This window comes from Mesorhizobium sp. M1A.T.Ca.IN.004.03.1.1 (assembly GCF_003997555.1).
Taxonomy (GTDB): Bacteria; Pseudomonadota; Alphaproteobacteria; order Rhizobiales; family Rhizobiaceae; genus Mesorhizobium.
This window is the reverse complement of the sequence record NZ_RZTV01000016.1, coordinates 25,528-47,432: the sequence shown is the minus strand read 5'-3', so window position 1 is coordinate 47,432 and position 21,905 is coordinate 25,528. Positions and strand designations below refer to the sequence as shown.

The window sequence follows — 21,905 nt, the reverse complement described above, 5'->3', positions numbered from 1 at the left end:
CTTCAGTCCTTCGGCAGATCGAGGAAATGGCCCGACGTGGTCGCCGTCACCGGACGGGCCCCGCTGCCGTCGGCCAGTGCCAAGGGGCGCTTGGGAGCGGAAGCGTCGACTTCCTCGGTGTTGTTCAGGAAGTAGTCGGCATTGCTTGGCGGCCGCGTTCCGTCGGTGGGCTCGACCATCTTCTTCGACGGGTCAACCGGTTTGACCAGGTAGGGCGTGACGATGATCACCAGATCGGTCTCGCGCCGCTGATAGGATTTCGAGGAGAACAGCGGACCGAGAACCGGCAGCTTGCCGAGCCCCGGCAGGCGCGAGGTGGTGATGTCGTTCTGCGACTGCAGAAGGCCCGCGATCATGAAGCTCTGGCCGTTTTTCAAGTCGACCGACGTCTTGGCGCGACGCACGATGAAGGCAGGAATGGAAATGCCGCTGCTGACTTCGATCGACGCGGAGGGATCGATCGACGAAACTTCGGGCGCGATATCGAGGCTGACCAGTCCACCCTTGAGCACGGTCGGCGTGAAATCAAGACCGACGCCGTATTTCTTATAGCTGACGCTGATCTTGCCGTTGTCCTCGGACACCGGGATCGGGAACTCGCCGCCGGCAAGGAAGCTCGCGGTCTGGCCCGAGCGGGCGATCAGGTTGGGCTCGGCCAGCCGCCGGGCGAGACCGCGCTCTTCCAGCGCCTTGATGGCGATGTCGATCGAAACCCCGTTGGAAAGCAACCGGCCGATGATCTCGCCGGTCCCGGCGGTCGGTACCGTGCCCGGGTCGATGATGACGTCGCGACCGCCGACGCCGAAGGCAAAGTTGGCCCCGTATTTGGCGCCGAGATCCTGTCCCGCCTGCCGGTTGATCTCGACGAAACGGACATTGAGCTGAACCTGCTGCGAGGACGAGATGTTGACCGAGTTGATCACTTCCTCATTGCCGGAGAAGCGCGACGCGATCTTGCTCGCCTTGTCGGCCGCGACCGCGTCTTCCGCCTCGCCCGAAAGCACCACGCGGCCGTTGGCCGAACCGACCTTGATCTTGGCATCCGGCACGCTGGCGCGGATGGTGTTGGCCAGTTGGTCGGTGTCGAGCGTCACCTCGATGTCGATGGTGCCGACGAGCTGCTTGTTCTGATCGAACAGCGCGATGCCGGTGGTGCCGAGATTGTTGCCCAGCACATAGAAGGACTTGTCGGTCAGCGGATTGACGTTGGCGATCTCCGGATCGCCGATGACGATCTGATAGAAGGCCGCGTTCGTCATGATCGTCTTGGGCTTGCCCTTGGCGACTTTGATCGAGGCGTTCTTGGTCGCCGAGACGTATACGACGTCGTTGTTTGCCTGGGCCGGCGCTCCAAAGGCCAGCATTCCGGCGGCTGCCAGAAAGGCGCCCGCCACCATAGCACGCAGAAGGCGCCGCCCTCTCGTCGTCCGTTCTTTGTTCAACACAGGCATTGTCCCGTTCCCGGCCGGTCCCCACCGGCTATTGTTCTTGTTCCTTGGAAGGAACGACGTCTCCGTCGGCGGGCTTGGATGGAACCTTGTATTCCTCCACCTTCGTGCCACGGGACACGATCACCGTCTTGAATTTTGGCTCCTCCGGCTCCTTCGCCACCGCCTTGACCAGCGAGGCGGCGCTTGCCTCGGCGCTCGCGGCAACCGAACCGCCGAAGGAAGAGATGGTGGTAAGCCCGTTGCCGCTGGCGCTGGCATCGGCGGCGGACCGCAAAGACAGCGACAAGGAGCCGACGGTGCGGGCGAGCGCTACCTTCTGCGCCCCTTCGTTGGTGACCTCGAGGGTCACGGAATTGGCGACCTGCGGCTCGGTCTTGCGCTCGTCCGCGCCCTGCCCGACCGAAAGCACCTTGGCGTCGGACACGACGATTTCGGACGTGACCGTCGAGCCGGCTGCCCCTTGCGCGTTCTTGGACACTTCCTGGATTTCACCGGCATCGCGCGTCAGCACGACGTCGACCCGGTCGCCCGGCGTGATGAAGCCGCCGACGCCGGCGATCTCGTCGGTGCGGATGGTGACGGCCCGCATGCCCGGCGACAGCATGTTGGAAAGTGTGGCGCGGCCATTCGGTCCCGACAGCTTGGCGAGCAGCACCGGCTCGTTGACCTCGATCGGCGACAGCACGACGCGGCTGCCTTCGGCCAGCAGCTTGTCGACGGTCGGGAAGGCGCCTTGCGGCAGAGAATCCTGCGGCCACGGAATTTCGGTGAGTTGCGACCGGTCGAGCTGCATGCCGTAGCGCAGCGGCGCATTCGCCACGACGATGGTCTTGAACTCGACTTTGGCCTCGTGCGGCACCACGATCGATGCCGTCTTCTGCTCGGACTGGGCCCTCGCCTGGCTTTTGACCCAGAAGTCCGCGGCAAAGATCGAGATCGCGCCGAAAACGGCTGCGATGCCGATCATGGTTATGGCCCTGCCCTTCACAACGAAACCCCTGACGCCCCGTGGTCTTTTGTCGTTGAGGCTCACGCTAGGCGTTAATGTTAAAGAATCAGGAATCCGAAGGGGTGGAGCCCGCCCTATTTCCAGCGGCTTGGTTATCGAATGGTTTTGGAATAAGAGACAGTTTGATCCCTGAACGGAACAGGAACTCGTTCGCCCGCCAAAAGCGTGGCAGTATCGAGGAGTGATTCGCAGTACCGGACTTAATGGCTAGCATGGACGACACCAGCGATCTTTTCGGCAACCCGGAAAAGCAGCCCCAGCAAGTACGCGCGTCCTCGCGGCCGGCCGATCCGCTGGTGCAGGCCGCAAAGCGCTCGGCCGCCGCCCGCGACGGCAGCGAGAGCTACAGCGCCGCCGACATCGAGGTGCTTGAGGGGCTGGAGCCGGTGCGCCGCCGCCCAGGCATGTATATCGGCGGCACCGACGACAAGGCGATGCATCACCTCTTCGCCGAGGTCATCGACAATTCGATGGACGAGGCGGTGGCCGGCCACGCCACCTTCATCGACGTCGAGCTTTCGGCGGACGGATTTCTTACCGTCACCGACAATGGCCGCGGCATTCCGATCGATCCGCATCCGAAGTTCAAGAAGCCGGCGCTCGAAGTCATCATGACGACGCTGCATTCGGGCGGCAAGTTCGACTCCAAGGTCTACGAGACCTCCGGCGGTCTGCACGGCGTCGGCGTATCCGTCGTCAACGCGCTGTCCGACCACCTCGAGGTCGAGGTCGCGCGCGGGCGCCAGCTCTATCGCCAGCGCTTCTCGCGCGGCGTTCCGGTGAGCGGGCTGGAGCACCTCGGCGAGGTGCACAACCGCCGCGGCACCAGGACCCGCTTCCATCCCGACGAGCAGATCTTCGGCAAGGGCGCCGCCTTCGAGCCGGCCCGGCTCTACCGCATGACGCGCTCGAAGGCCTATCTGTTCGGCGGCGTCGAGATCCGCTGGACCTGCGATCCCTCGCTGATCAAGGAAAAGGATCAAACTCCGGCCAAAGCCGAGTTCCATTTCCCGGGCGGCCTCAAAGACTACCTCAAGGCCACCCTCGGCGACGAATTCCAGGTCACGCGCGAAGTCTTCGCGGGCAAAAGCGACAAGCAGGGCGGCCACGGCTCGCTGGAATGGGCGGTGACCTGGTTCGGCGGCGACGGCTTCCTCAACTCCTACTGCAATACGATTCCCACTCCCGAGGGCGGCACGCATGAGGCGGGCTTCCGCAACGTGCTGACGCGCGGGCTTCGCGCTTATGCCGACCTCATCGGCAACAAGCGCGCCTCGATCATCACGACCGAGGACGTCATGATCTCGGCCGCCGGCATGCTGTCGGTATTCATCCGAGAGCCGGAATTCGTCGGCCAGACCAAGGACAGGCTGGCCACCATCGAGGCGATGCGCATCGTCGAAACCGCCATCCGCGACCCGTTCGACCACTGGCTGGCCGACAACCCGCAGGAAGCCTCGAAGCTTCTCGAATGGGTGATCGCGCGCGCCGACGAGCGTGTGCGCCGGCGCCAGGAAAAGGAAGTGTCGCGCAAGAGCGCGGTACGCAAGCTGCGCCTGCCGGGCAAGCTCGCCGACTGCACGCAGAACGCCGCGGCCGGCGCCGAGATCTTCATCGTGGAGGGCGACTCGGCCGGAGGCTCGGCCAAGCAGGCGCGCGACCGCGCCAGCCAGGCGGTGCTGCCGCTGCGCGGCAAGATCCTCAACGTCGCCAGCGCCGGCAACGACAAGCTTGCCGCCAACCAGCAGATTTCCGACCTGATCCAGGCGCTCGGCTGCGGCACCCGCTCGAAATATCGCGACGAGGACCTGCGCTACGACCGCGTGATCATCATGACCGACGCCGACGTTGACGGCGCGCATATCGCTTCGCTTTTGATCACCTTCTTCTACCAGGAGATGCCGAACCTGATCCGCGGTGGCCACCTCTATATGGCTGTGCCGCCGCTCTATTCGATCCGTCAGGGCGGTAAGGTGGCCTATGCGCGTGACGACGCGCACAAGGACGAATTGCTGCGCACCGAATTCACCGGGCGCGGCAAGGTCGAGATCGGCCGCTTCAAGGGCCTTGGCGAGATGATGGCCTCGCAGCTCAAGGAAACCACGATGGACCCGAGGAAGCGCACGCTTCTCAGGGTCGACGTGATCGATGCCGAGCAGGCGACCAAGGACGCCGTCGACGCGCTGATGGGCACCAAGCCCGAGGCCCGCTTCCGCTTCATCCAGGAACGTGCCGAATTCGCCGAGGCCGACGTGCTGGATATCTGAACGCGGACTGGTCCATAACAGGCTCCGGGACGGAGACTTGCATGTGACCTGGACGCGGCTGAAGGATCTAGCCGGGACACCGTTAAGTGAGCTGACCCAGCCGACGCGCTCGGACTGGATCTTCGCCCTGCGAACGGTTTCTGCCGGGCTGATCGCGCTGCTTGCCGCTTACGCCTTGAAGCTCGATCATCCGCAGTGGGCGATGATGACCGTGTTCATCGTCGCGCAGCCGGTCGCCGGCATGGTGCTGGCGAAAGGCTTCTACCGCCTGCTCGGTACGCTGGCCGGCGGCCTGGCGGCGATCGGCATCACATCGCTGTTCGGCACCAATCCCTGGCTCTTGGTGACGGTGCTGGCACTATGGATCGGCGTCAGCACCCTCGTTTCCTCGCTGCTGCGCAATCCGGAAGCCTATGGCGCCGCCCTTGCCGGCTATACAGCGATGATCATCAGCCTGCCGGCATTCGGGCAGGCGCATCTCGTCGTCGATCTCGCTGTCGCGCGCTGCGCCGAAATTGTGCTCGGCATCGTCTGCGCCGGCGTCACCAGCCGGCTGATCCTGCCGAAGCTCGCGGCGGACGCCATCATCTCCAGGCTGAAACGCAGCATTCTCGATCTCGCCGACTACGCCTCAGGCGCCTTTTCCGACGGCGATCCGGCCGGTCTTGCCGCTCTCCAGCGCAAGCTGATCACCGATGCCCAGACACTTGCCGAAATGCGCACCTATGCGCGCCTCGAAGCGCCGAGCTTCGCGACCCGCGCCCATCCGGTCCGGCGCACGATCGGACAGCTCCTGTGGGCGCTCTCGGCGGCCCGCGCGCTGCATACCCATGCCGCGCCGGAGAATGCGACGCTCATCCCTGTTCGCAGCGAGTTGAAGGCAATCGTCGGGGAACTCGCTACGACGCGCGACGCGTTGGACGACACCGGCCCATGGGTGGCCCGGCTCGAGGCAATCGCGATCAGGGCAAGAGAAACGGCGCCGGTGGCCACCGATCCCGGTGAAGACAAGGTCGGCACCATCACCCGCCTCACCATTGCCGCCGATTTCGCGGAGGCGCTGAAGCAGGTGATGCGCGGCTTGGATGCGCTTCGCTCGCCGGTTTCCCGAACGTCTCGTGAGCGGCAGCAACCGGCCCTGGTCGTGCACCGCGACTATCATGCGGCCTGGCGCAATGCGGTGCGCGCCGCGCTCGCCACGCTTCTGGTGGCCGCCTTCTGGCTGACCACCAAATGGTCGGAGGCGGCGGGCACCGTCATTCTCGTCGCCGTCGTCTCCAGCCTGTTCGCGGCGCGTCCCGATCCGGTTCAGTCGGCCTGGGGCTTCTTCACCGGAACGCTCCTCGCTTTGCCTTTCGCTTTCCTCGTCGGCCAGATCGCAATGCCGGCGCTGCCCGGCTTCGGCTGGTTCACCCTCTTTGTCGTGCCGATCCTGGTGCCGGCAGCGCTCGGCATGGCCAATCCGCGGCATGTCGGCGTGGCCACCGCCTTCGCCATCAATTTCTTGGCTTTTCTCAGCCCGCACCAGATGATGACCTATGATCCCGGCCCGTTCTTCGCCGGATCGACATCGATCCTGGTCGGCATCCTGATCGCCATCGGCGTCTTCATCGTCGTTCTGCCGGCCAATCCCTCGGCCAGTGTTGAGCGCATCTCGCAGGCGATGCGCGAGGACCTGGCGCGCCTTTGCCTGCATGAGCGCGTCCCCAGGCGTTCGGCCTTCGAAAGCCTGGCCTATGACCGGATCAACCAGTTGATGCCGCAACTGCAGCAGACCGGGAGGAAAGGCGACCCTATTCTTGGCGGCAGCATTGCCGCCGTGACCGTCGGCCTCGAAGTGCTCCGGCTGCGCCAGGCGCAACTGAACTCCATCGTGCCACGCGAGACGGTCGAGTCGATCGGCAGCTTCCTGCGCGGCCTGGCGCGGGAATTGCTGTTCAGGAGGCATGGCGAGCCGCAGACCTCGACCATCGCCGTGGCGCGGGAATATGCGGCGAGCATCGCCGGTCGCAGCGACCGGCCGGAAATGCTTCAGGTCGCGGCCTCACTGCGCATCATCGCTGCCGCGATGCAGGATTATCCGGATTTTTTCGCGAAGGGGGCACCCTTAGACGGGCCGGGCCGGGATACGTGAGCATCGAGCAGGAAGCCGCCAGGCCGGCCACACCTGGCACCGACGTGCGCTAGGCGGCGGCAATTGCCAGCGCATGCCCGCGCGCGTTCTCGCGCAGCGCGTCGAGATGGATCGACTTCACCAGTCCGGCGAGATCGCCCTCGGCCGATTGCCCGCCGAGTTCCTTCAGCATCAGCCAGCTCACCTCCTGCACGCCGGCGACACGCTTGCCGTTGGCGACCTCGCGCCAGATCTTCAGCGCGCGAAGGATGATGCCGTGCGTGGCGGCGGCGAGGCCTGCGCTGCGGAACAGCGCCTGCAACGCAACGTCGTGCCCGCCGGCCAGCAACGCCCTCACCCGCTGCTCGGATTGCTGGGCAAGCGCCACCAGCGCCGAGCCGAAGAAGTCGACCTTGCCATGCGCGACGGTGCGGATGATGAAGCTCGCGGTGAGGTCTCCGCGCAGTCTGAGATGCTCGATCAGCGCCGCGTGCTCCTCGGCGCGCGTGCCCTCGATCAGGGTCACCGAGGCCTTCACGCAGGCGTCGCGCATCACGCGGTCCGCTCGTGCCGCCCCCATCAGCGCCAGCACCAGCGGCGATCCCTTCAGCGTCTCGCCGAGCTTGACCAGAAGCATGTGCCGGCAGTCGGCGGGAAGCCGCGCGTCGGCGATCAGCGCCTCACGGACCAGCGGCAGGTGGCCGTGCCGTTCGGCCATGCGGCGGAAGCTCAGCGATGCAATATCGGCGCCGCTGTTGGCGATCAGCGTGGCGCAGGCTTCCGGCTCGCCGATCTCGGCGATGGCTGCCGCCAGCGACATCGAGACGACGGGACGGTTGGCTATCAGCTTTTGGGTGGCCTTCTGGCCGCAGGCGACGCGGTCGATGAGATCGGCATCGGTAAGCAAAGGCGAACGCGCCAGCACCAGCGCCGCCACTTCCGGCTGGTCGGAAGCGAGTGCTGCGATCACCTGCGGCGGGGCGTGATGGCTCATCGACAGCGCTTCGGCGAGCGCCTGCCGGACCTTGGCGGAAACGTCGTCGAGCAGCAGCGTGAGCGCCGCCTCGGCGGCGCAGCGATCCTCGAACGGCAGGTCGGAATTGATGTAGGCGCGGGCCAGCGCGCTCGCGGCGGCGGCGCGCTCGGAAACCCTTGCCTTATCGATCCACTTTAGAAAATGCGAAACAACCATGCCGATCAGCTACGCCCTTGCCGAAACGTTTCGGCCCCGTTGGGAACGGTAAGCTGGAAATGGTTTACGAACGGTTCACCATGTTTCTTAACCGGCTTGATGGCTTTGCAACCAACACCTATCAAACAGGAATAGCGAGGAGATCGACCATGGCCGGGCTTTATCTGGAGGAGTTCGTCGTCGGCCGCGTCTTCCGGCACACGCTGCGCAAGACCGTCACCGAAAGCGACAACATGCTGTTCTCGGTGATGACGCTGAACCCGCAGCCGCTCCACATCGACTTCGACTTCGCCGCGAAGAGCGAATGGGGCAAGCCCTTGGTCAATTCGCTGTTCACGCTCGGCCTGATGATCGGCATCTCGGTGAACGATATCACCGTCGGCACCACTGTCGCCAATCTCGGCATGAAGGAGACCGTCTTCCCGCACCCGGTTTTCCACGGCGACACCATTCGTGTTGAGACCACGGTCGTTTCGGTGCGCGAGTCCAGGTCGAAGCCCGATCGCGGCATCGTCGAATTCGAGCACCGCGCCTATAATCAGAACGATGTTCTGGTCGCCAAATGCACGAGGCAGGCGATGATGATGAAGAAGGCGTCCTGATGCGCTCGCTGCTCTTCGTGCCGGGCGATTCCGAGCGCAAGCTGGAAAAGGGCTTTGGCGCCGGCGCCGACGTGGTCATCGTCGACCTTGAGGATTCGGTCGCTGCCGGCAACAAGGCGGCCGCCCGCAAAGTCGCGGCGAACTTCATCGCCGGCCACCGACAGCAGACCAGCTCCGACATCTACGTACGCGTCAACGATCTGTCGACCGGCCTGACCGACGATGATCTTGCGGCGCTCGTCCCGGTGAAACCCGACGGCATCATGCTGCCGAAGTCGAACAGCGGACAGGATGTCCAGCAGCTCGCGGCCAAGCTTCGGGTGCACGAGGCCGAAAGCGGCTTGCCGGATGGCGGCATAAAGATCCTGCCGATCATCACCGAAACCGCATCCGGCCTGCTGGCTGCCGCGAGCTACGCCGGAGCAAGCAGCCGGCTTGCCGGACTTACCTGGGGCGCAGAAGATCTGTCGGCCGCAATCGGCGCGCGTTCGGCGCGCGACGAGAGCGGCCGCTACACCGACGTCTTCCGCCTGGCGCGCGCGACGACCATCCTGGCGGCCGGAGCGGCGGAAATCGCCGCGATCGATACCGTCTTTCCGGATTTCCGCGACATGGCCGGTTTCGAAGCCGAATGCAGAGAAGCCGAGCGCGACGGCTTTACCGGCAAGATGGCGATCCATCCAGCGCAGGTGCCGGTCATCAACACCGCCTTCACGCCGTCGCCGGAAGCGGTCGAACGATCGCGGGCGATCGTCGACGCCTTCGCGGCGGCGGGAAATCCGGGCGTCGTCGGCATCGACGGCAAGATGTATGATCGGCCGCACCTGCGGCTTGCGGAGCGGCTGCTGGCGCGCGCGAGGGCGGCGGGACTTTCAGCCTGAACCGCCAATCACCAGACCATGGGGATCAGCTTGCAGCGGACGTGAGCCGTGTACCCCTCCCAGTTAATCCTTGCTCCAGCGCGGCCGCCGCATCGAGAAAATCTCGTTCACGCTGGCATAGTCCATATAGCCGAGCCTGGCGACATTGCCGGCCCTGACGATGTCGAACAGGCCGTCCCTGAGATAAGCATCGTCGATGTGGACCCCGACGACCTCGCCGGCGACGACGATGGCGCTGGTCTCGGCGCCGTCCAGCGCCCGCGGCCGAAATATCTCGGTCACCTTGCATTCGAGGGCGGCGGGCGCTTCCGCCACGCGCGGCGGCGCGACGAGGCGCGACGGCGCGATGGCGAGATCGGCATAGGCGAACTCGCTGACGCCGCGCGGTGCATCGACGGCGGTGCGGTTCATTTTCTCGGCAAGCTCGCGGCTGACGAGATTGGCGACGAATTCGCCGGTTTCTTCAGCGAAGGTGGCGCTGTCCTTCGCGCCTTCGGATGAGAACCAGACGATGAAAGGACGCGTCGAAACGGCATTGAAGAAGGAATAGGGCGCCAGGTTGATCTCACCGGCCTTGTTCAATGTCGAGATCCATCCGATCGGGCGGGGTGCAACGATCGCCTTCGACGGATCGTGCGGCAGGCCGTGCCCCTTGGATGGCTCGTAGAACATCTCAGCCGGCCCACGGCCCGGCATAATCGGCATAGAGCTTCGCCGGATCGGGTCGGGGCCGCTCCGGCGCCGGTCCCTGGTACGAGCCGATATGGACGAAGCCGATGACGCGCTCCTGCGGCGACAGCCCGAGGATCGCCCTGCCTTCCGCAACGTCGGAATACCAGTTGCTGATCATGTTGGTGCCATAGCCCAGCGCGTTGGCCGCGATCATCAGATTCATAGCCGCCATTCCGCCCGACAGGAACATCTCCCATTGCGGGATCTTTGGGTTCTCCCGCGGCACGGAGACGACGCCGATCACCAGCGGGGCGCGCGAGAAGCGCGCCAGTTCCTGGTTGCGGCGCCCCTCCGGCAACGGTCCTTCGCGCTGCTCGGCAAGCGCCGCGAGCTTCTTGCCAATCTCGACCCGCGCCTCGCCGCGGTAGACGATAAACCGCCACGGCTCGAGGCGGCCATGGTCTGGCACCCGCGACGCCGCGGCGATCATCGTGGCGATTTCCGCATCGCTCGGCGCCGGCTCCTTGAGGTCGGGAATCGGCGCTGAATTGCGGGTCAGCAGGAAGTCGATGATCGGCGACGCCATGGGCGCAAGTCTCCTAGCATTTCAATTTTGAGCTGAAGCGCGCCATCGGGAGGTCGGGCGGCTCGGGCAATGGCGCAATTATACGCCGGATAAAGAGCCCTGGCGGAGGGCGGCAGGCTCTTGAGCCTTGAAATTGCCACCGCCTTGGGCTTCAACGCAAGGCATGTTTGAGGAGACTCTGCGCCTTTTCGTGATCGGGCTCGTCGCCGCGTTGTTTGCGGTGCCGGTTTCGTTCGCGCTGGCCCAGAACGCCAACGATGTCGGCAATATCAAGGTGCCGGGCATTTCGAGCTATGCGACGCCGAAGAGCGAGCGGTCGCTGGCGCTTGGCAGCGGCGGAGCGATCACCCTTTCTGCGCAACTGACCGACAAGGGCGCCGACATCATCCGCGGCATCGTCTGGCGCGTCTTCAAGCCGGAACCGGCCAGCGACGGCAAGCTGCCGATGGTGGCGTCCGCGCATGGCGGCACGGCGGTGTTCCAGCTCGACCCCGGCAGCTACCTGGTCCACGCCTCTTACGGACGGGCCGGCGCCACCAAGCGCATCACCGTCGGCAAGGACGCAAAGCGAGAGAGCCTCGTTCTCGATGCCGGCGGCTTGAAGCTCGATGCGGTGACGTCCGGCGGCGCGCACATCGCGCCAAAGAAGCTCCGCTTCGCGATCTATGAGGGCCAGGCCGAGACCAATGGCGACCGCGCGCTGATCGCCCCCGATGTGGAGCCGAACACGGTGGTGCGGCTGAATGCAGGCACCTACCATGTCGTCTCCACCTATGGCGCGGTCAACGCCGTGATCCGCTCCGATATCCGCGTCGAGGCCGGCAAGCTGACCGAGGCCACCGTCGAGCACCGCGCAGCCGAGATGACGATGAAGCTGGTGCGCGAACCCGGTGGCGAAGCCATTGCCGACACCTCTTGGTCGCTGCTCAATGAATCGGGCGATCCGATCAAGGAAGCCGTCGGCGCCTTCGCCTCGATGGTGCTGGCCGAAGGCCAATACACCATCATCGCCAAGAACCGCGACCGTATCTACCAGAAGGATTTCACCGTCGTCGCCGGCCAGAACCAGGAAATCGAGGTCGTGGCCAACGAATCGTCCGCAATCGATCCCGAGGAGGGCGCGGACTAGCTGCTCAGGCGGCTTTGCGCATCCGCTTGCTTAGAAACGGTACGCGTCCGCGCCGCGCAGCCGCCGGAGCGAGATCGAAAACCGCTTGGTAGAGCTGGTCGAGCAACGCCTTGCGGTCGCGCAACGGTTCGAGCTCGCTCCACTTCAGCACATCGCCGATGCGCACCTCGATCGCCTTGCCGGACAGCCGGGCGAATTCGCGGATGAGCAGGGAGGTGCGCAGCGTCAGCGACGCCTTGCCGACGAATTTCGCCACGCGGTTGTCGCGCTCGGCCATGTTCATCGGCCCACCGACGAGGTGGAACAGACGGCCGTTCTGGCCGGAGAAATGCAAAGGGATGACCGAGGCCTTGGCCTCCTGGATGAGCTTGGCCGGAAACATCTTCCACGGCAGGTCGATCGCCCGGCCGAACCCCTTCGGCGCCGTGGCGACGCCGCCGGCCGGAAAAACGACGATGGTGACGCCTGCCTTCAACAGCCGCACCGCCTCGTGGCGCACGGCCATGTTGTTCTTCAGCGCTTCCTTGGTCTCGGAAAAATCGATCGGCAGCGAATAGGCTTCCATCTCGCGGATCCTGAGCAGGTCCTTGTGGATCATGACCCGGAACGGACGGCCGAGCTGCTCGGCGAGCGACAGCACTGCAATGCCGTCGCCGATGCCGAAGGGATGGTTGGCGACGATCACCAGCGGACTAGCCGGCACATTTGCCGGCGGCCAACGGCCGGCGTGGTGCACCCTGACGTCGATCAAGTCCAGCATGCGGCTGAACACACGTTCGCCCGTTGGAGCGACCTGGCGCCGCCACAAGTCGTAGAGCACGGCAAAGCGGTCGCGGCCCGACAGGCCTTCGACGGAATGGATGAACCACCGCGTCAGCGCCGGCTGATGCCGGTTGGCGTAGGAGAGCTCGGGAAACGGCCTTCCCCGCGGTTTCAGCTTGAGCATGGCGGCTCGGCTACAAGGTTGGCGTGACAGGCGTGTGAAGATGGCGGTGGACTATGTGCCACCGCCATTCGAGAAGCGATTGGAGATTAACGATTTTAGGCCGCGCGGCGCTTGCGGTCCGGAGAGACGGCCTCGTCCGCCAGCAATTTCACGGCGTCGTCGAGCTTCAGCGATTCCTGGTCGCGGGAGCCGAGACGGCGGACATTGACGGTTTCCTCTTCCGCCTCCCGCTTGCCGCAAACGAGAATGACCGGAACCTTGGCCAGGCTGTGCTCGCGCACCTTGTAGTTGATCTTCTCGTTGCGCAGATCGGTTTCGGCGAGCAGCCCCGCAGCCTTCAGCCGCTCGACCACTTTCGTGGCATACTCATCCGCGTCGGAGGTGATCGTCGCCACCACCACCTGCAGCGGCGCGAACCACAGCGGGAAATGGCCGGAATAGTTCTCGATCAGGATGCCGAGGAAGCGTTCCATCGAGCCGCACACCGCGCGATGCACCATGACCGGCTGCTTCTTCTCCGAATCCGAGCCGATATAGAAGGCGCCGAAGCGTTCCGGCAGGTTGAAGTCGACCTGGGTGGTGCCGCACTGCCATTCGCGGCCGATGGCGTCCTTCAGCACATATTCGAACTTCGGCCCGTAGAAGGCACCCTCGCCCGGATTGACCGAGGTCTTGATGCGATTGCCGGAGCGCGTGCGGATCGTCTCCAGCACATTGCTCATGATCGCCTCGGCATGATCCCAGGCCTCGTCTGTGCCGACGCGCTTGTCGGGCCGCGTCGACAGCTTCACCGCGACCTCGTCGAAGCCGAAATCGGCATAGGTCGACAAGATTAGATCGTTGATGCGCAGGCATTCCGCGGCGAGTTGCTCCTCGGTGCAGAAGATATGCGCATCGTCCTGAGTGAAGCCGCGCACACGCATCAGCCCATGCAGCGCGCCCGACGGTTCGTAGCGGTGCACATTGCCGAACTCCGCAAGCTTTACGGGCAGTTCACGGTAAGACTTCAACCCATGCTTGAAGATCTGCACATGGCCGGGGCAGTTCATCGGCTTCAGCGCGAAGACGCGGTCGTCGTCGGTGTCGTCACCGGCAACCGTCACCTTGAACATCGCGTCGCGATACCAGCCCCAGTGGCCGGACGTCTCCCACAGGCTCTTGTCCAGCACCTGCGGCGCGTTGACTTCCTGGTAGCCGTGCTCGTCGAGGCGGCGGCGCATGTAGTTGACCAGGTTCTGGAACATCTTCCAGCCCTTGGCGTGCCAGAAGACGACGCCCGGTCCCTCCTCCTGAAAATGGAACAAATCCATCTCGCGGCCGAGCTTGCGATGATCGCGCTTCTCGGCTTCCTCCAGCAGCTTCTGGTATGCCTCGAGCTGCGCCTGGTCGGCAAAGGCGGTACCGTAGATGCGCGTCAGCATCGGGTTGTTGGAATCGCCGCGCCAATAGGCGCCCGCCACCTTCATCAACTTGAAGGCGTTGCCGATCTGCCCGGTCGAAGCCATGTGCGGACCGCGGCAGAGATCGAACCAGTCGCCCTGCGCGTAGATCTTGATATCCTGATCCTCGGGGATAGCGTCGATCAGCTCGACCTTGTAGCGCTCGCCCTTGTCGGCAAAGACCTTCTTCGCCTTCTCGCGCGACCACACTTCCTTGGTGAACGGCCTGTTGCGGGCGATGATCTCGCGCATCTTCTTCTCGATCACCGGGAAATCGTCCGGGGTGAACGGCTCGTTGCGCGCGAAGTCGTAATAGAACCCGTTCTCGATCACCGGCCCGATGGTCACCTGCGTTCCCGGCCAAAGCTCCTGCACGGCCTCGGCCAGCACGTGCGCCGCGTCGTGGCGGATGAGTTCCAGCGCGCGCGGATCCTCGCGGGTGATGATCTCGACCTTGCCGGACCTGCCGAGCGGATCGGAAAGATCGCGGACGGTGCCGTCGAGGCTATAGGCAACAGCCTTTTTCGCCAGCGATTTGGAGATCGATTCGGCAAGGGCGGCGCCGGTCATGGCCGCGTCGTACTCGCGGACGGAACCATCGGGAAATGTCAGGGACACGGAATTCAGCATCAGAGTTGTCCTATCCAGTCCCGCAAACGAGCGCGGGTGGTGAATGCATGTCGCAGGAAGTGTGCTGGAGCATGCAGGGTTGGCCGGAGGCGCCAATCACTTGGACGCTGGCGGGCGGCAGTCTTTTATGAGGAGTTTCCGCCGCCGTAAAGCCGCAAGCCGTTCTATTTGATGAGCCCGGGAAGATCGTTCAGGAAGCCGCCCGCGTCGCGAGCCCCTTCGGCAAGATCGAAGCCGGGCTGACGCGCTCGTCGCGGAAGCCATCCTGGCAAAGCGTCGAGCCGCTCGCCGAGTCCTCGATCAAAGTGCAGTGGATGTCTTTGAGCGGCGCCGATTGCGCCCGCATCGGCAGGCCGAGCATCCAGGCCAGCAGGAACAGAATGATGGCAATGAAGAACGGATAGCGGTCCATCTGGCGCATCGAAGCTCACTCCGGAAAATGGATTACGCGGAGCGGCTTAGCGAGGCGTCTTGTCTCGATTTTGTCTCAAATTGGCAGTGTTTGTGCAGGCTGACGTTAACCCTACTGAATCGTAAACACGGGCTGCGAAACGCTGCCGCAGTCAGCCATCTGCGTCATCGCGCTTCCTGCCGATTTGCCAATAGCGCCACGGCATGAACCAGACATAGCGCGGCGCAAGCGTCTCCGGCACGCGGTCGATGCCATGCGTCCCGAACGGCCCGCAACGCGAGACCCGGAACAGCGCCAGCCAGCCCCCGGTCCACAATCCATGGCGGGCGATTGCCTCATGCGCGTATTCGGAACAGGTCGGCAGATGCCGGCAGCTATTGCCGACGAAGCCGGAAAGCGTCAACTGGTAGAGGCGCACGAGCGACGTGCCGAGGACGCGGCCCGGCGTCTTGCGCCAGGGTCCCTGCCAGTTTCGCCCATGCCGGACCGGCCGGACACCATGGATATGTCCTGGATGGTCTCCCATCCGCACTTCTCCGCAGCCAGCTTCCTTGTGCGTTAGATGTGGGTTTCGAGCCGGGAACGCAACGACCTTTTATCGGTCATCGCCGGGAAGGCCGGACGGGACGCCGGTCGGTCCACTCGACATGGCGCCGGGATACCAAGCGAGTTCGCCATAACAGGCAAGCAGCTCAGGAGATCGCCCTCAAGCAGCCTCTCCGGCGCGCTTCTTCTCGATCTGGCCGATCGCGTCGACCACCGCATCGAAGGTCAGCATGGTCGAGGCGTGACGTGCCTTGTAGTCGCGCACCGGCTCCAGATATTTCAGATCGGCGAACCGGCCTTCCGGCGGCGCGCCGTTTTCCTTGAGCATCTTCAGCATGGTCTCGCGCACTGCGCGCAGCTCATCGGCGTTCGCGCCGATGACATGCTGGGCCATGATCGAGGAGGATGCCTGACCAAGCGCGCAGGCCTTCACGTCATGAGCGAAATCGGTCACCACGTCGCCATCCATTTTGAGGTCGACTGTGACGGTCGAGCCGCACAGTTTGGAGTGCGCTCTGGCGGTCGCATCGGGGTGGTCGAGCCGGCCGATCTTGGCGATGTTTCCGGCGAAGCTCAGGATTTTCGCATTGTAGACGTCGTCGATCATATTTTTCCAATCCGTCGCCGCCAAGCGAACAGGCTTTGCCGCTGTTGCGTCTTCCTTTCGCTGTGCACGACCATATATAATGATGGCAGCCGGGCATCGACAAGGCAAACTCAAGCCATTGTCATTGCTCATCTGTTCACGCCGCTTACGGGCTGGAAACCGGGCGAGTTTCACCCGAAAGGTCGTGGTCCGTTCAACTCGTCCCACCTTTGAGTGGGACTACGGGAGACGCCTTTATGGATGCCGTCATCAAGAAACTCATGCCCCCTTCCTCCTACATGGAGAAGCCTGTCACCGATCGCCCAAGCGAGGCCGAGGTCGAAGCCGCCGTGCGCACGCTTTTGCGCTGGACCGGCGACAACCCTGATCGCGAGGGCCTTGTCGACACGCCGAAGCGCGTCACCAAGGCTTTTCGCGAGATGTTCAACGGCTATGACATGTGCCCGGCCGAGGAGCTTGGCCGCACTTTCGAGGAAGTGGCCGGCTATGACGATCTCGTCATCGTCAGGGACATCAAGTTCCACTCCCATTGCGAGCACCACATGGTGCCGATCATCGGCAAGGCGCATGTCGGCTACCTGCCGGACGGCAAGGTCGTGGGTCTGTCCAAGATCGCGCGCGTCGTCGACATCTTCGCCCATCGCCTGCAGACGCAGGAAGCAATGACGGCGCAGATCGCAGGCGTCATCCAGGACGTGCTCAACCCGCGCGGCGTCGCCGTCATGATCGAGGCCGAGCATATGTGCATGGCCATGCGCGGCATCCGCAAGCAGGATTCGACCACGCTCACCTCGACCTTCACCGGCGTCTTCAAGGACACGCCCGAGGAACAGGTGCGCTTCGTCACCATGGTGCGTGCCTGATCGCCGCCTGCTGCCGGCCTTCAGACCATGGTCCCGAAAAGCGGGACCCGGTTTTCGGATAAGATCATGGTCCAACAAAAAGACGAACCGGCAATGTCGGCACTGCAATTTCCCAAAGCCCCGGCAGACAAGAAGGCGCTGGAGGAAGGCACCGTCCTTTCTCCGCGCTTCGATGCTGCCGGCCTCGTGACCGTCGTCGTCACCGACGCCGGCGACGGCATGCTTTTGATGGTCGCGCATATGAATGCCGAGGCGCTGGCGCTGACGCTCGAAACCGGCATCTCCCACTACTGGTCGCGTTCCCGCAACGCGCTGTGGAAAAAGGGCGAGACGTCGGGCAACGTCCAGCGCGTCGTCGAGATGCGCACGGATTGTGACCAGGACGCGATTTGGTTGAGCGTCAAAGTATTGGGCCAGGACGCAACTTGTCACACCGGTAGGCGTTCCTGCTTTTATCGGACGGTGGGGCTCAGCGACGGCAAGGCGGTGCTTGCCGACGATGGCAGCAAGCCGCTGTTCGATGCGCAAGAAACGTATCGGAAGCCGGTGTGAACCATTCGATATTCACAAACCACTCATATTCACTATTCTCAAACATCCTTGTGATAGAAGGGACACGGGACAAGGGAGATCATGATGCTCGAATGGGCGTCATTGCGCAGCAGACCTGACGTTCAGGAGGCCAACGGCCTTGCATCGTCCGGCGGCGTGCTCGATCCGAAATCGGCGAAGAAGATGGGCATCTCGCTGGCGCTCGGCGGCGGCTGTGCGCGTGGCTGGGCCCATATCGGCGTGCTGCGCGCGCTGGACGAAGCCGGCATCGAAGTTTCGATGATCGCAGGCACGTCGATCGGCGCGCTGGTCGGCGGCTGCTATCTTGCCGGGAAATTGGACGAACTGGAAGAGTTCGCCAGAAGCCTGACCAAGCGGCGCCTCTTCGGACTGCTCGATCTCAATCTGCGCGGCAGCGGCCTGTTCGGCGGCATGAAGCTCGATGCGCGGCTGCGCGAACATGTCGACGGTATCCGTTTTGAGGAACTGTCGAAGCCCTTCGTCGCCGTCGCTTCCGAAATCCGCACCGGCCACGAAATCTGGCTGTCGAAAGGTTCGCTCATCACCGCCATGCGCGCGTCCTACGCGTTGCCCGGCGTCTTCGAGCCCGTAAACTGCAACGGGCGCGTGCTGGTCGACGGCGCGCTGGTCAATCCGGTGCCGGTCTCGGTCTGCCGTGCTTACGAACAGCCGCTGGTCGTTGCCGTCAACCTCCACTACGATCTGTTTGGGCGTGCCGCGGTGATCAAGCACAGCGCGGGCGAACTCGTCATCGAGAACGACGCGCCGCGTCCCGGTCAGGTCAATCCCCAGCACCCGCCGCACCAGACCCGCCTCGGCATCACCGGCGTCATGGTCGAGGCCTTCAACATCATCCAGGACCGGATTTCGCGCGCCAGGCTCGCCGGCGATCCGCCCGACATGTCGCTGCAGCCGAAGCTCAGCCATATCGGACTGACCGAGTTCCACCGCGCCGACGAGGCGATCCGCATCGGCTATCAGGCGACCATGTCCCAGATCAGCGAATTGCGGCGGCTGCAGACGGTGCTCGCCTGATCCGAAGCGTCAGTCAAGCAATCGCGGCATCTGTGATGCGGAATTGCACTGAGCGGTTGCCGTTCCAGTAATTGCCCGACAGCGAACCGGCTATGTGCACGGTCTTGCCCCTGTTCTTGAACAGGAATTCGCCGAGCGCGGTGTCGACGGCGCGGAACGCGATCGCCTGGAGGTTGCCGCCGCTTTGCGACTGCAGGTCGGCGCGGATGTGGTTGGTGCCGATCGGCCGCGCATCGATAAGTCTGTGGCGCGGCAGCACAAACACCGGCGCGATGTGTCCGGCGCCGAACGGGCCGGCTTTCTCCAGCGCGTCGAGAAGCGCCAGCGTCGCGCCCTCGGCGGCTAACGCGCCGTCAATCGCGAGGCTTTCCTCGCTCTGCAGCCGGAACACATCCGCCGCAGCGCGCTCCTCGAAGAAAGCCCGAAGCGCGCCGAGCTTGGCACGTTCCACGGTGATGCCTGCCGCCATGCCGTGACCGCCGCCCTTGGCGATCAGGCCGGCCTGCGCCGCCTCGCGCACCAGCCGGCCGAGATCGAAACCGGAGACCGAGCGCCCCGAGCCGGTGCCGATCCCATTGGCATTGAAGGCGATGGCGAAAGCGGGACGGCGCGCATGTTCCTTGAGCCGCGAGGCCAGCAGCCCGACGATGCCGGGATGCCAGCTGTTGCTGGCGGTCACGACGATGCCAGGGCCGGTGCCGCCGGCAAGCTCCGCGTCGGCCTCGGCGCGCGCCTGCGCCAGCATCTCCAGTTCCATCTGCTGCCGTTCCTGGTTCAGCCGGTCGAGCGTCTCGGCAATGCTTGTGGCTTCAACGGGATCCTCGGTGGCAAGCAGCCTGCTGCCGAGCGCGGCATCGCCGATGCGCCCGCCGGCATTGATGCGCGGCCCGATCAGATAGGCGAGATGGAAGGTATTTATCGGCTCGCCGATGCGCGAGACCCGCGCAAGCGCCGCCAGCCCCTCATTCTTCTGCTGGCGCGCCACCTGCAGCCCCTTGACTACGAAAGCGCGGTTGACGCCGGTGAGCGGCACCACGTCGCAAACGGTCGCCAGCGCGGCGAGGTCGAGCAGCGAAAGCAGATCGACCGGCGCGGCGTTCGGCAAGCGTTCACGAAGCACCTTCGCCGTCTGCACTAGGCACAGGAAGACCACACCGGCGGCGCAGAGATGCCCCTGCCCCGAAAGGTCGTCCTCCCGGTTCGGATTGACCACCGCATCCGCCGCCGGCAGCGGTCCGCCGACCTGGTGATGGTCGAGCACCACGACGTCGGCGCCGGCATCTTTCGCCGCCTCGATCGACACGGCGCTGTTGGTGCCGCAGTCGACGGTGACGATCAGCTTCGCGCCGCGCGAGATCAGCTCGCGCATAGCTTCCGGATTCGGGCCGTAGCCTTCGAAGATGCGGTCGGGGATATAGATCTCGGACGGCACCGAAAAATGCGCCAGAAAGCGCTTCAGCAGCGCCGACGACGCGGCGCCGTCGACATCGTAGTCGCCGAAGATCGCCACCCTCTCGCCGGCCACGACCGCATCCGCGATGCGCGCCGCCGCCTTCTCCATGTCGGTCAGCAAGGCCGGGTTCGGCAAAAGCTCGCGAATGGTCGGATCGAGGAAGCGCTCGGTCTGCTCGACCGTCACGCCGCGCCCAGCCAGCACCCTTGCGACGATGTCCGGCACGCCATGGCCCTGCGCGATGGCCAAAGCGGCCATGTCCTGCCGCTCGGTCAGCCGGTGCTCCCAGGAAACACCGGTCGCCGACTGCCTGACATCGAGGAAGAAGCGTCTCTCGCCCATCATGAGACGCGCCGTCTGCACACCATCTTTCGGCAGATATCAAGATGCGACAGCCCTAGCAATTCCGGGAAAGCGAACCACCCCGGAAAACTGTGGAAGGGCGCTCCGACCGTAATTGCGCGAAAGTGTCTACAAGGACGAAATCAGAACTTTTCCAGATCCTGGTGGCGCGCCTTGATCTCGCGCACTGTGCGCGAGGACGAGCGCAGCACGATGGTGTGAGTGGTGATGAAGGTGCGCCCGAACTTCACCCCGCCGAGCAGATTGCCGTCGGTGACGCCGGTCGCCGCGAACAGCACGTCGCCGCGCGCCATGTCCTGCGCGCGATAGACCCGCTTCGGATCCGAAATGCCCATCTTTTCGGCCCGTGCAATCTTCTCCGGCGTGTCGAGGATCAGCCGGCCCTGCATCTGTCCGCCCGTGCAGCGAAGCGCCGCCGCGGCCAGCACCCCTTCCGGCGCGCCGCCGGTGCCGAGATAGATGTCGATGCCGGTCTCTTCCGAATCGGTGGTGTGGATGACGCCGGCGACGTCGCCGTCGCCGATCAGCCGGATGGCGGCGCCCGTGGCCCGCACCGCGTCGATCAGCTTGGCATGGCGCGGCCGGTCGAGGATGCAGGCGGTGATGTCGGGCACCGCCACGCCCTTGGCCTTGGCGAGATTGGCGATGTTCTCGGCCGGCGGCGCGTCGATGTCGATCAGGCTGTCCGGGTATCCCGGCCCGATGGCGATCTTGTCCATGTAGACGTCGGGCGCGAACAGCAGGCTGCCCTTTTCCGCGATGGCGATGACGGCAAGCGCGTTGGGAAGGTTCTTGGCACAGATCGTCGTGCCTTCGAGCGGATCGAGCGCGATGTCGACCGCCGGGCCTTTGCCGGTGCCGACCTCTTCGCCGATATAGAGCATCGGCGCCTCGTCGCGCTCGCCCTCGCCGATGACCACGGTACCCTTGATGGCCAACCGGTTGAGTTCCTGGCGCATCGCATCGACCGCGACCTGGTCGGCCGCCTTCTCATCGCCGCGACCGCGCAGCCTGGCAGCGGCGACCGCGGCCCTTTCGGTCACACGCACCACTTCCATGGTTAGGATACGATCGAGGCCGCTGCGATGTTTTGGGCCATGTTCATGGATGGGCATTCCTCGTTGAAACTGCGCTTT

At 64.4% G+C, this 21,905-nt stretch carries 19 protein-coding genes and 1 pseudogene; 8 read left to right on the top strand and 12 right to left on the bottom strand.

Annotation, left to right across the window (positions count from 1 at the left end; genetic code table 11):
- Nucleotides 1–2: 2 nt before the first annotated feature.
- Both EOD29_RS28500 and cpaB read right to left on the bottom strand, forming a co-directional pair.
- A complete protein-coding gene (locus tag EOD29_RS28500; protein ID WP_245307654.1) occupies nt 3–1,364 on the bottom strand; it encodes a type II and III secretion system protein family protein in 1,362 nt (453 codons plus the stop codon).
- 115 nt (nt 1,365–1,479) lie between these two features.
- Nucleotides 1,480–2,418: a Flp pilus assembly protein CpaB gene (gene cpaB / locus EOD29_RS28495; protein WP_127248597.1), complete on the bottom strand. Its 939-nt coding sequence runs from the start codon at nt 2,416–2,418 to the stop codon at nt 1,480–1,482.
- 254 nt (nt 2,419–2,672) lie between these two features.
- On the opposite strand from cpaB, the gene parE reads away from it, so the two are divergent.
- Both parE and EOD29_RS28485 read left to right on the top strand, forming a co-directional pair.
- Nucleotides 2,673–4,727, top strand: a complete 2,055-nt coding sequence (gene parE / locus EOD29_RS28490) for a DNA topoisomerase IV subunit B (protein WP_127243417.1) — start codon at nt 2,673–2,675, stop codon at nt 4,725–4,727.
- Between the two features lie 43 nt (nt 4,728–4,770).
- Entirely contained in the window at nt 4,771–6,861 is a 2,091-nt protein-coding gene (locus EOD29_RS28485; RefSeq protein WP_127248596.1) for an FUSC family protein, read from the top strand.
- 49 nt (nt 6,862–6,910) lie between these two features.
- Here the strand turns inward: EOD29_RS28485 and EOD29_RS28480 are convergent, their stop codons facing one another.
- Nucleotides 6,911–8,032: a DUF2336 domain-containing protein gene (locus tag EOD29_RS28480; protein ID WP_067328054.1), complete on the bottom strand. Its 1,122-nt coding sequence runs from the start codon at nt 8,030–8,032 to the stop codon at nt 6,911–6,913.
- 149 nt (nt 8,033–8,181) lie between these two features.
- Here EOD29_RS28480 and EOD29_RS28475 point away from each other — a divergent pair, with 149 nt between their 5' ends.
- The gene (locus tag EOD29_RS28475; RefSeq protein ID WP_067000165.1) at nt 8,182–8,634 is read left to right on the top strand and encodes a MaoC family dehydratase; all 453 of its coding nucleotides are present in this window, start codon (nt 8,182–8,184) and stop codon (nt 8,632–8,634) included.
- Entirely contained in the window at nt 8,634–9,515 is an 882-nt protein-coding gene (locus tag EOD29_RS28470; RefSeq protein WP_127248595.1) for a CoA ester lyase, read from the top strand. The genes EOD29_RS28475 and EOD29_RS28470 overlap by 1 nt, the downstream gene beginning before the upstream one ends.
- A 63-nt stretch (nt 9,516–9,578) precedes the next feature.
- Here EOD29_RS28470 and EOD29_RS28465 read toward each other — a convergent pair whose 3' ends face one another.
- On the bottom strand, nt 9,579–10,187 hold the full coding sequence (locus EOD29_RS28465; RefSeq protein ID WP_127248611.1) for a flavin reductase family protein: 609 nt from the start codon (nt 10,185–10,187) through the stop codon (nt 9,579–9,581).
- 1 nt (nt 10,188) lies between these two features.
- Nucleotides 10,189–10,773: a nitroreductase gene (locus EOD29_RS28460; RefSeq protein ID WP_067328052.1), complete on the bottom strand. Its 585-nt coding sequence runs from the start codon at nt 10,771–10,773 to the stop codon at nt 10,189–10,191.
- A gap of 163 nt (nt 10,774–10,936) precedes the next feature.
- Here EOD29_RS28460 and EOD29_RS28455 point away from each other — a divergent pair, with 163 nt between their 5' ends.
- Nucleotides 10,937–11,902: a hypothetical protein gene (locus EOD29_RS28455; protein ID WP_127248594.1), complete on the top strand. Its 966-nt coding sequence runs from the start codon at nt 10,937–10,939 to the stop codon at nt 11,900–11,902.
- A gap of 4 nt (nt 11,903–11,906) precedes the next feature.
- On the opposite strand, the gene EOD29_RS28450 is transcribed toward EOD29_RS28455, so the two are convergent.
- The 5 genes and pseudogenes from EOD29_RS28450 to EOD29_RS28430 form a co-directional block, all read right to left on the bottom strand.
- The gene (locus EOD29_RS28450; protein ID WP_127248593.1) at nt 11,907–12,848 is read right to left on the bottom strand and encodes a 1-acyl-sn-glycerol-3-phosphate acyltransferase; all 942 of its coding nucleotides are present in this window, start codon (nt 12,846–12,848) and stop codon (nt 11,907–11,909) included.
- A gap of 95 nt (nt 12,849–12,943) precedes the next feature.
- On the bottom strand, nt 12,944–14,917 hold the full coding sequence (gene thrS / locus EOD29_RS28445) for a threonine--tRNA ligase (RefSeq protein ID WP_095802166.1): 1,974 nt from the start codon (nt 14,915–14,917) through the stop codon (nt 12,944–12,946).
- A gap of 229 nt (nt 14,918–15,146) precedes the next feature.
- Nucleotides 15,147–15,338: pseudogene (locus EOD29_RS28440) on the bottom strand (class D beta-lactamase); the annotation flags it as partial.
- A 142-nt stretch (nt 15,339–15,480) separates the two neighbouring features.
- A complete protein-coding gene (yidD, locus tag EOD29_RS28435; protein ID WP_095802165.1) occupies nt 15,481–15,855 on the bottom strand; it encodes a membrane protein insertion efficiency factor YidD in 375 nt (124 codons plus the stop codon).
- 180 nt (nt 15,856–16,035) lie between these two features.
- Nucleotides 16,036–16,482 carry an iron-sulfur cluster assembly scaffold protein gene (locus tag EOD29_RS28430; RefSeq protein ID WP_067328046.1) on the bottom strand — a complete coding sequence of 149 codons (447 nt, stop codon included), beginning with the start codon at nt 16,480–16,482 and terminating at the stop codon, nt 16,036–16,038.
- Between the two features lie 236 nt (nt 16,483–16,718).
- On the opposite strand from EOD29_RS28430, the gene folE reads away from it, so the two are divergent.
- The 3 genes from folE (at nt 16,719) to EOD29_RS28415 (ending at nt 18,953) form a co-directional block, all read left to right on the top strand.
- Nucleotides 16,719–17,345, top strand: coding sequence for a GTP cyclohydrolase I FolE (gene folE / locus EOD29_RS28425; RefSeq protein WP_067328045.1), 627 nt, complete (start codon nt 16,719–16,721; stop codon nt 17,343–17,345).
- A gap of 93 nt (nt 17,346–17,438) precedes the next feature.
- Nucleotides 17,439–17,897: a phosphoribosyl-AMP cyclohydrolase gene (gene hisI / locus EOD29_RS28420; RefSeq protein ID WP_127248610.1), complete on the top strand. Its 459-nt coding sequence runs from the start codon at nt 17,439–17,441 to the stop codon at nt 17,895–17,897.
- A gap of 84 nt (nt 17,898–17,981) precedes the next feature.
- A complete protein-coding gene (locus tag EOD29_RS28415; protein WP_067000906.1) occupies nt 17,982–18,953 on the top strand; it encodes a patatin family protein in 972 nt (323 codons plus the stop codon).
- A 13-nt stretch (nt 18,954–18,966) separates the two neighbouring features.
- Here EOD29_RS28415 and recJ read toward each other — a convergent pair whose 3' ends face one another.
- Nucleotides 18,967–20,751, bottom strand: coding sequence for a single-stranded-DNA-specific exonuclease RecJ (gene recJ / locus EOD29_RS28410; RefSeq protein ID WP_127248592.1), 1,785 nt, complete (start codon nt 20,749–20,751; stop codon nt 18,967–18,969).
- A gap of 140 nt (nt 20,752–20,891) precedes the next feature.
- Nucleotides 20,892–21,884, bottom strand: coding sequence for a class II fructose-bisphosphatase (gene glpX, locus EOD29_RS28405; RefSeq protein ID WP_127248591.1), 993 nt, complete (start codon nt 21,882–21,884; stop codon nt 20,892–20,894).
- Nucleotides 21,885–21,905 lie beyond the last annotated feature (21 nt).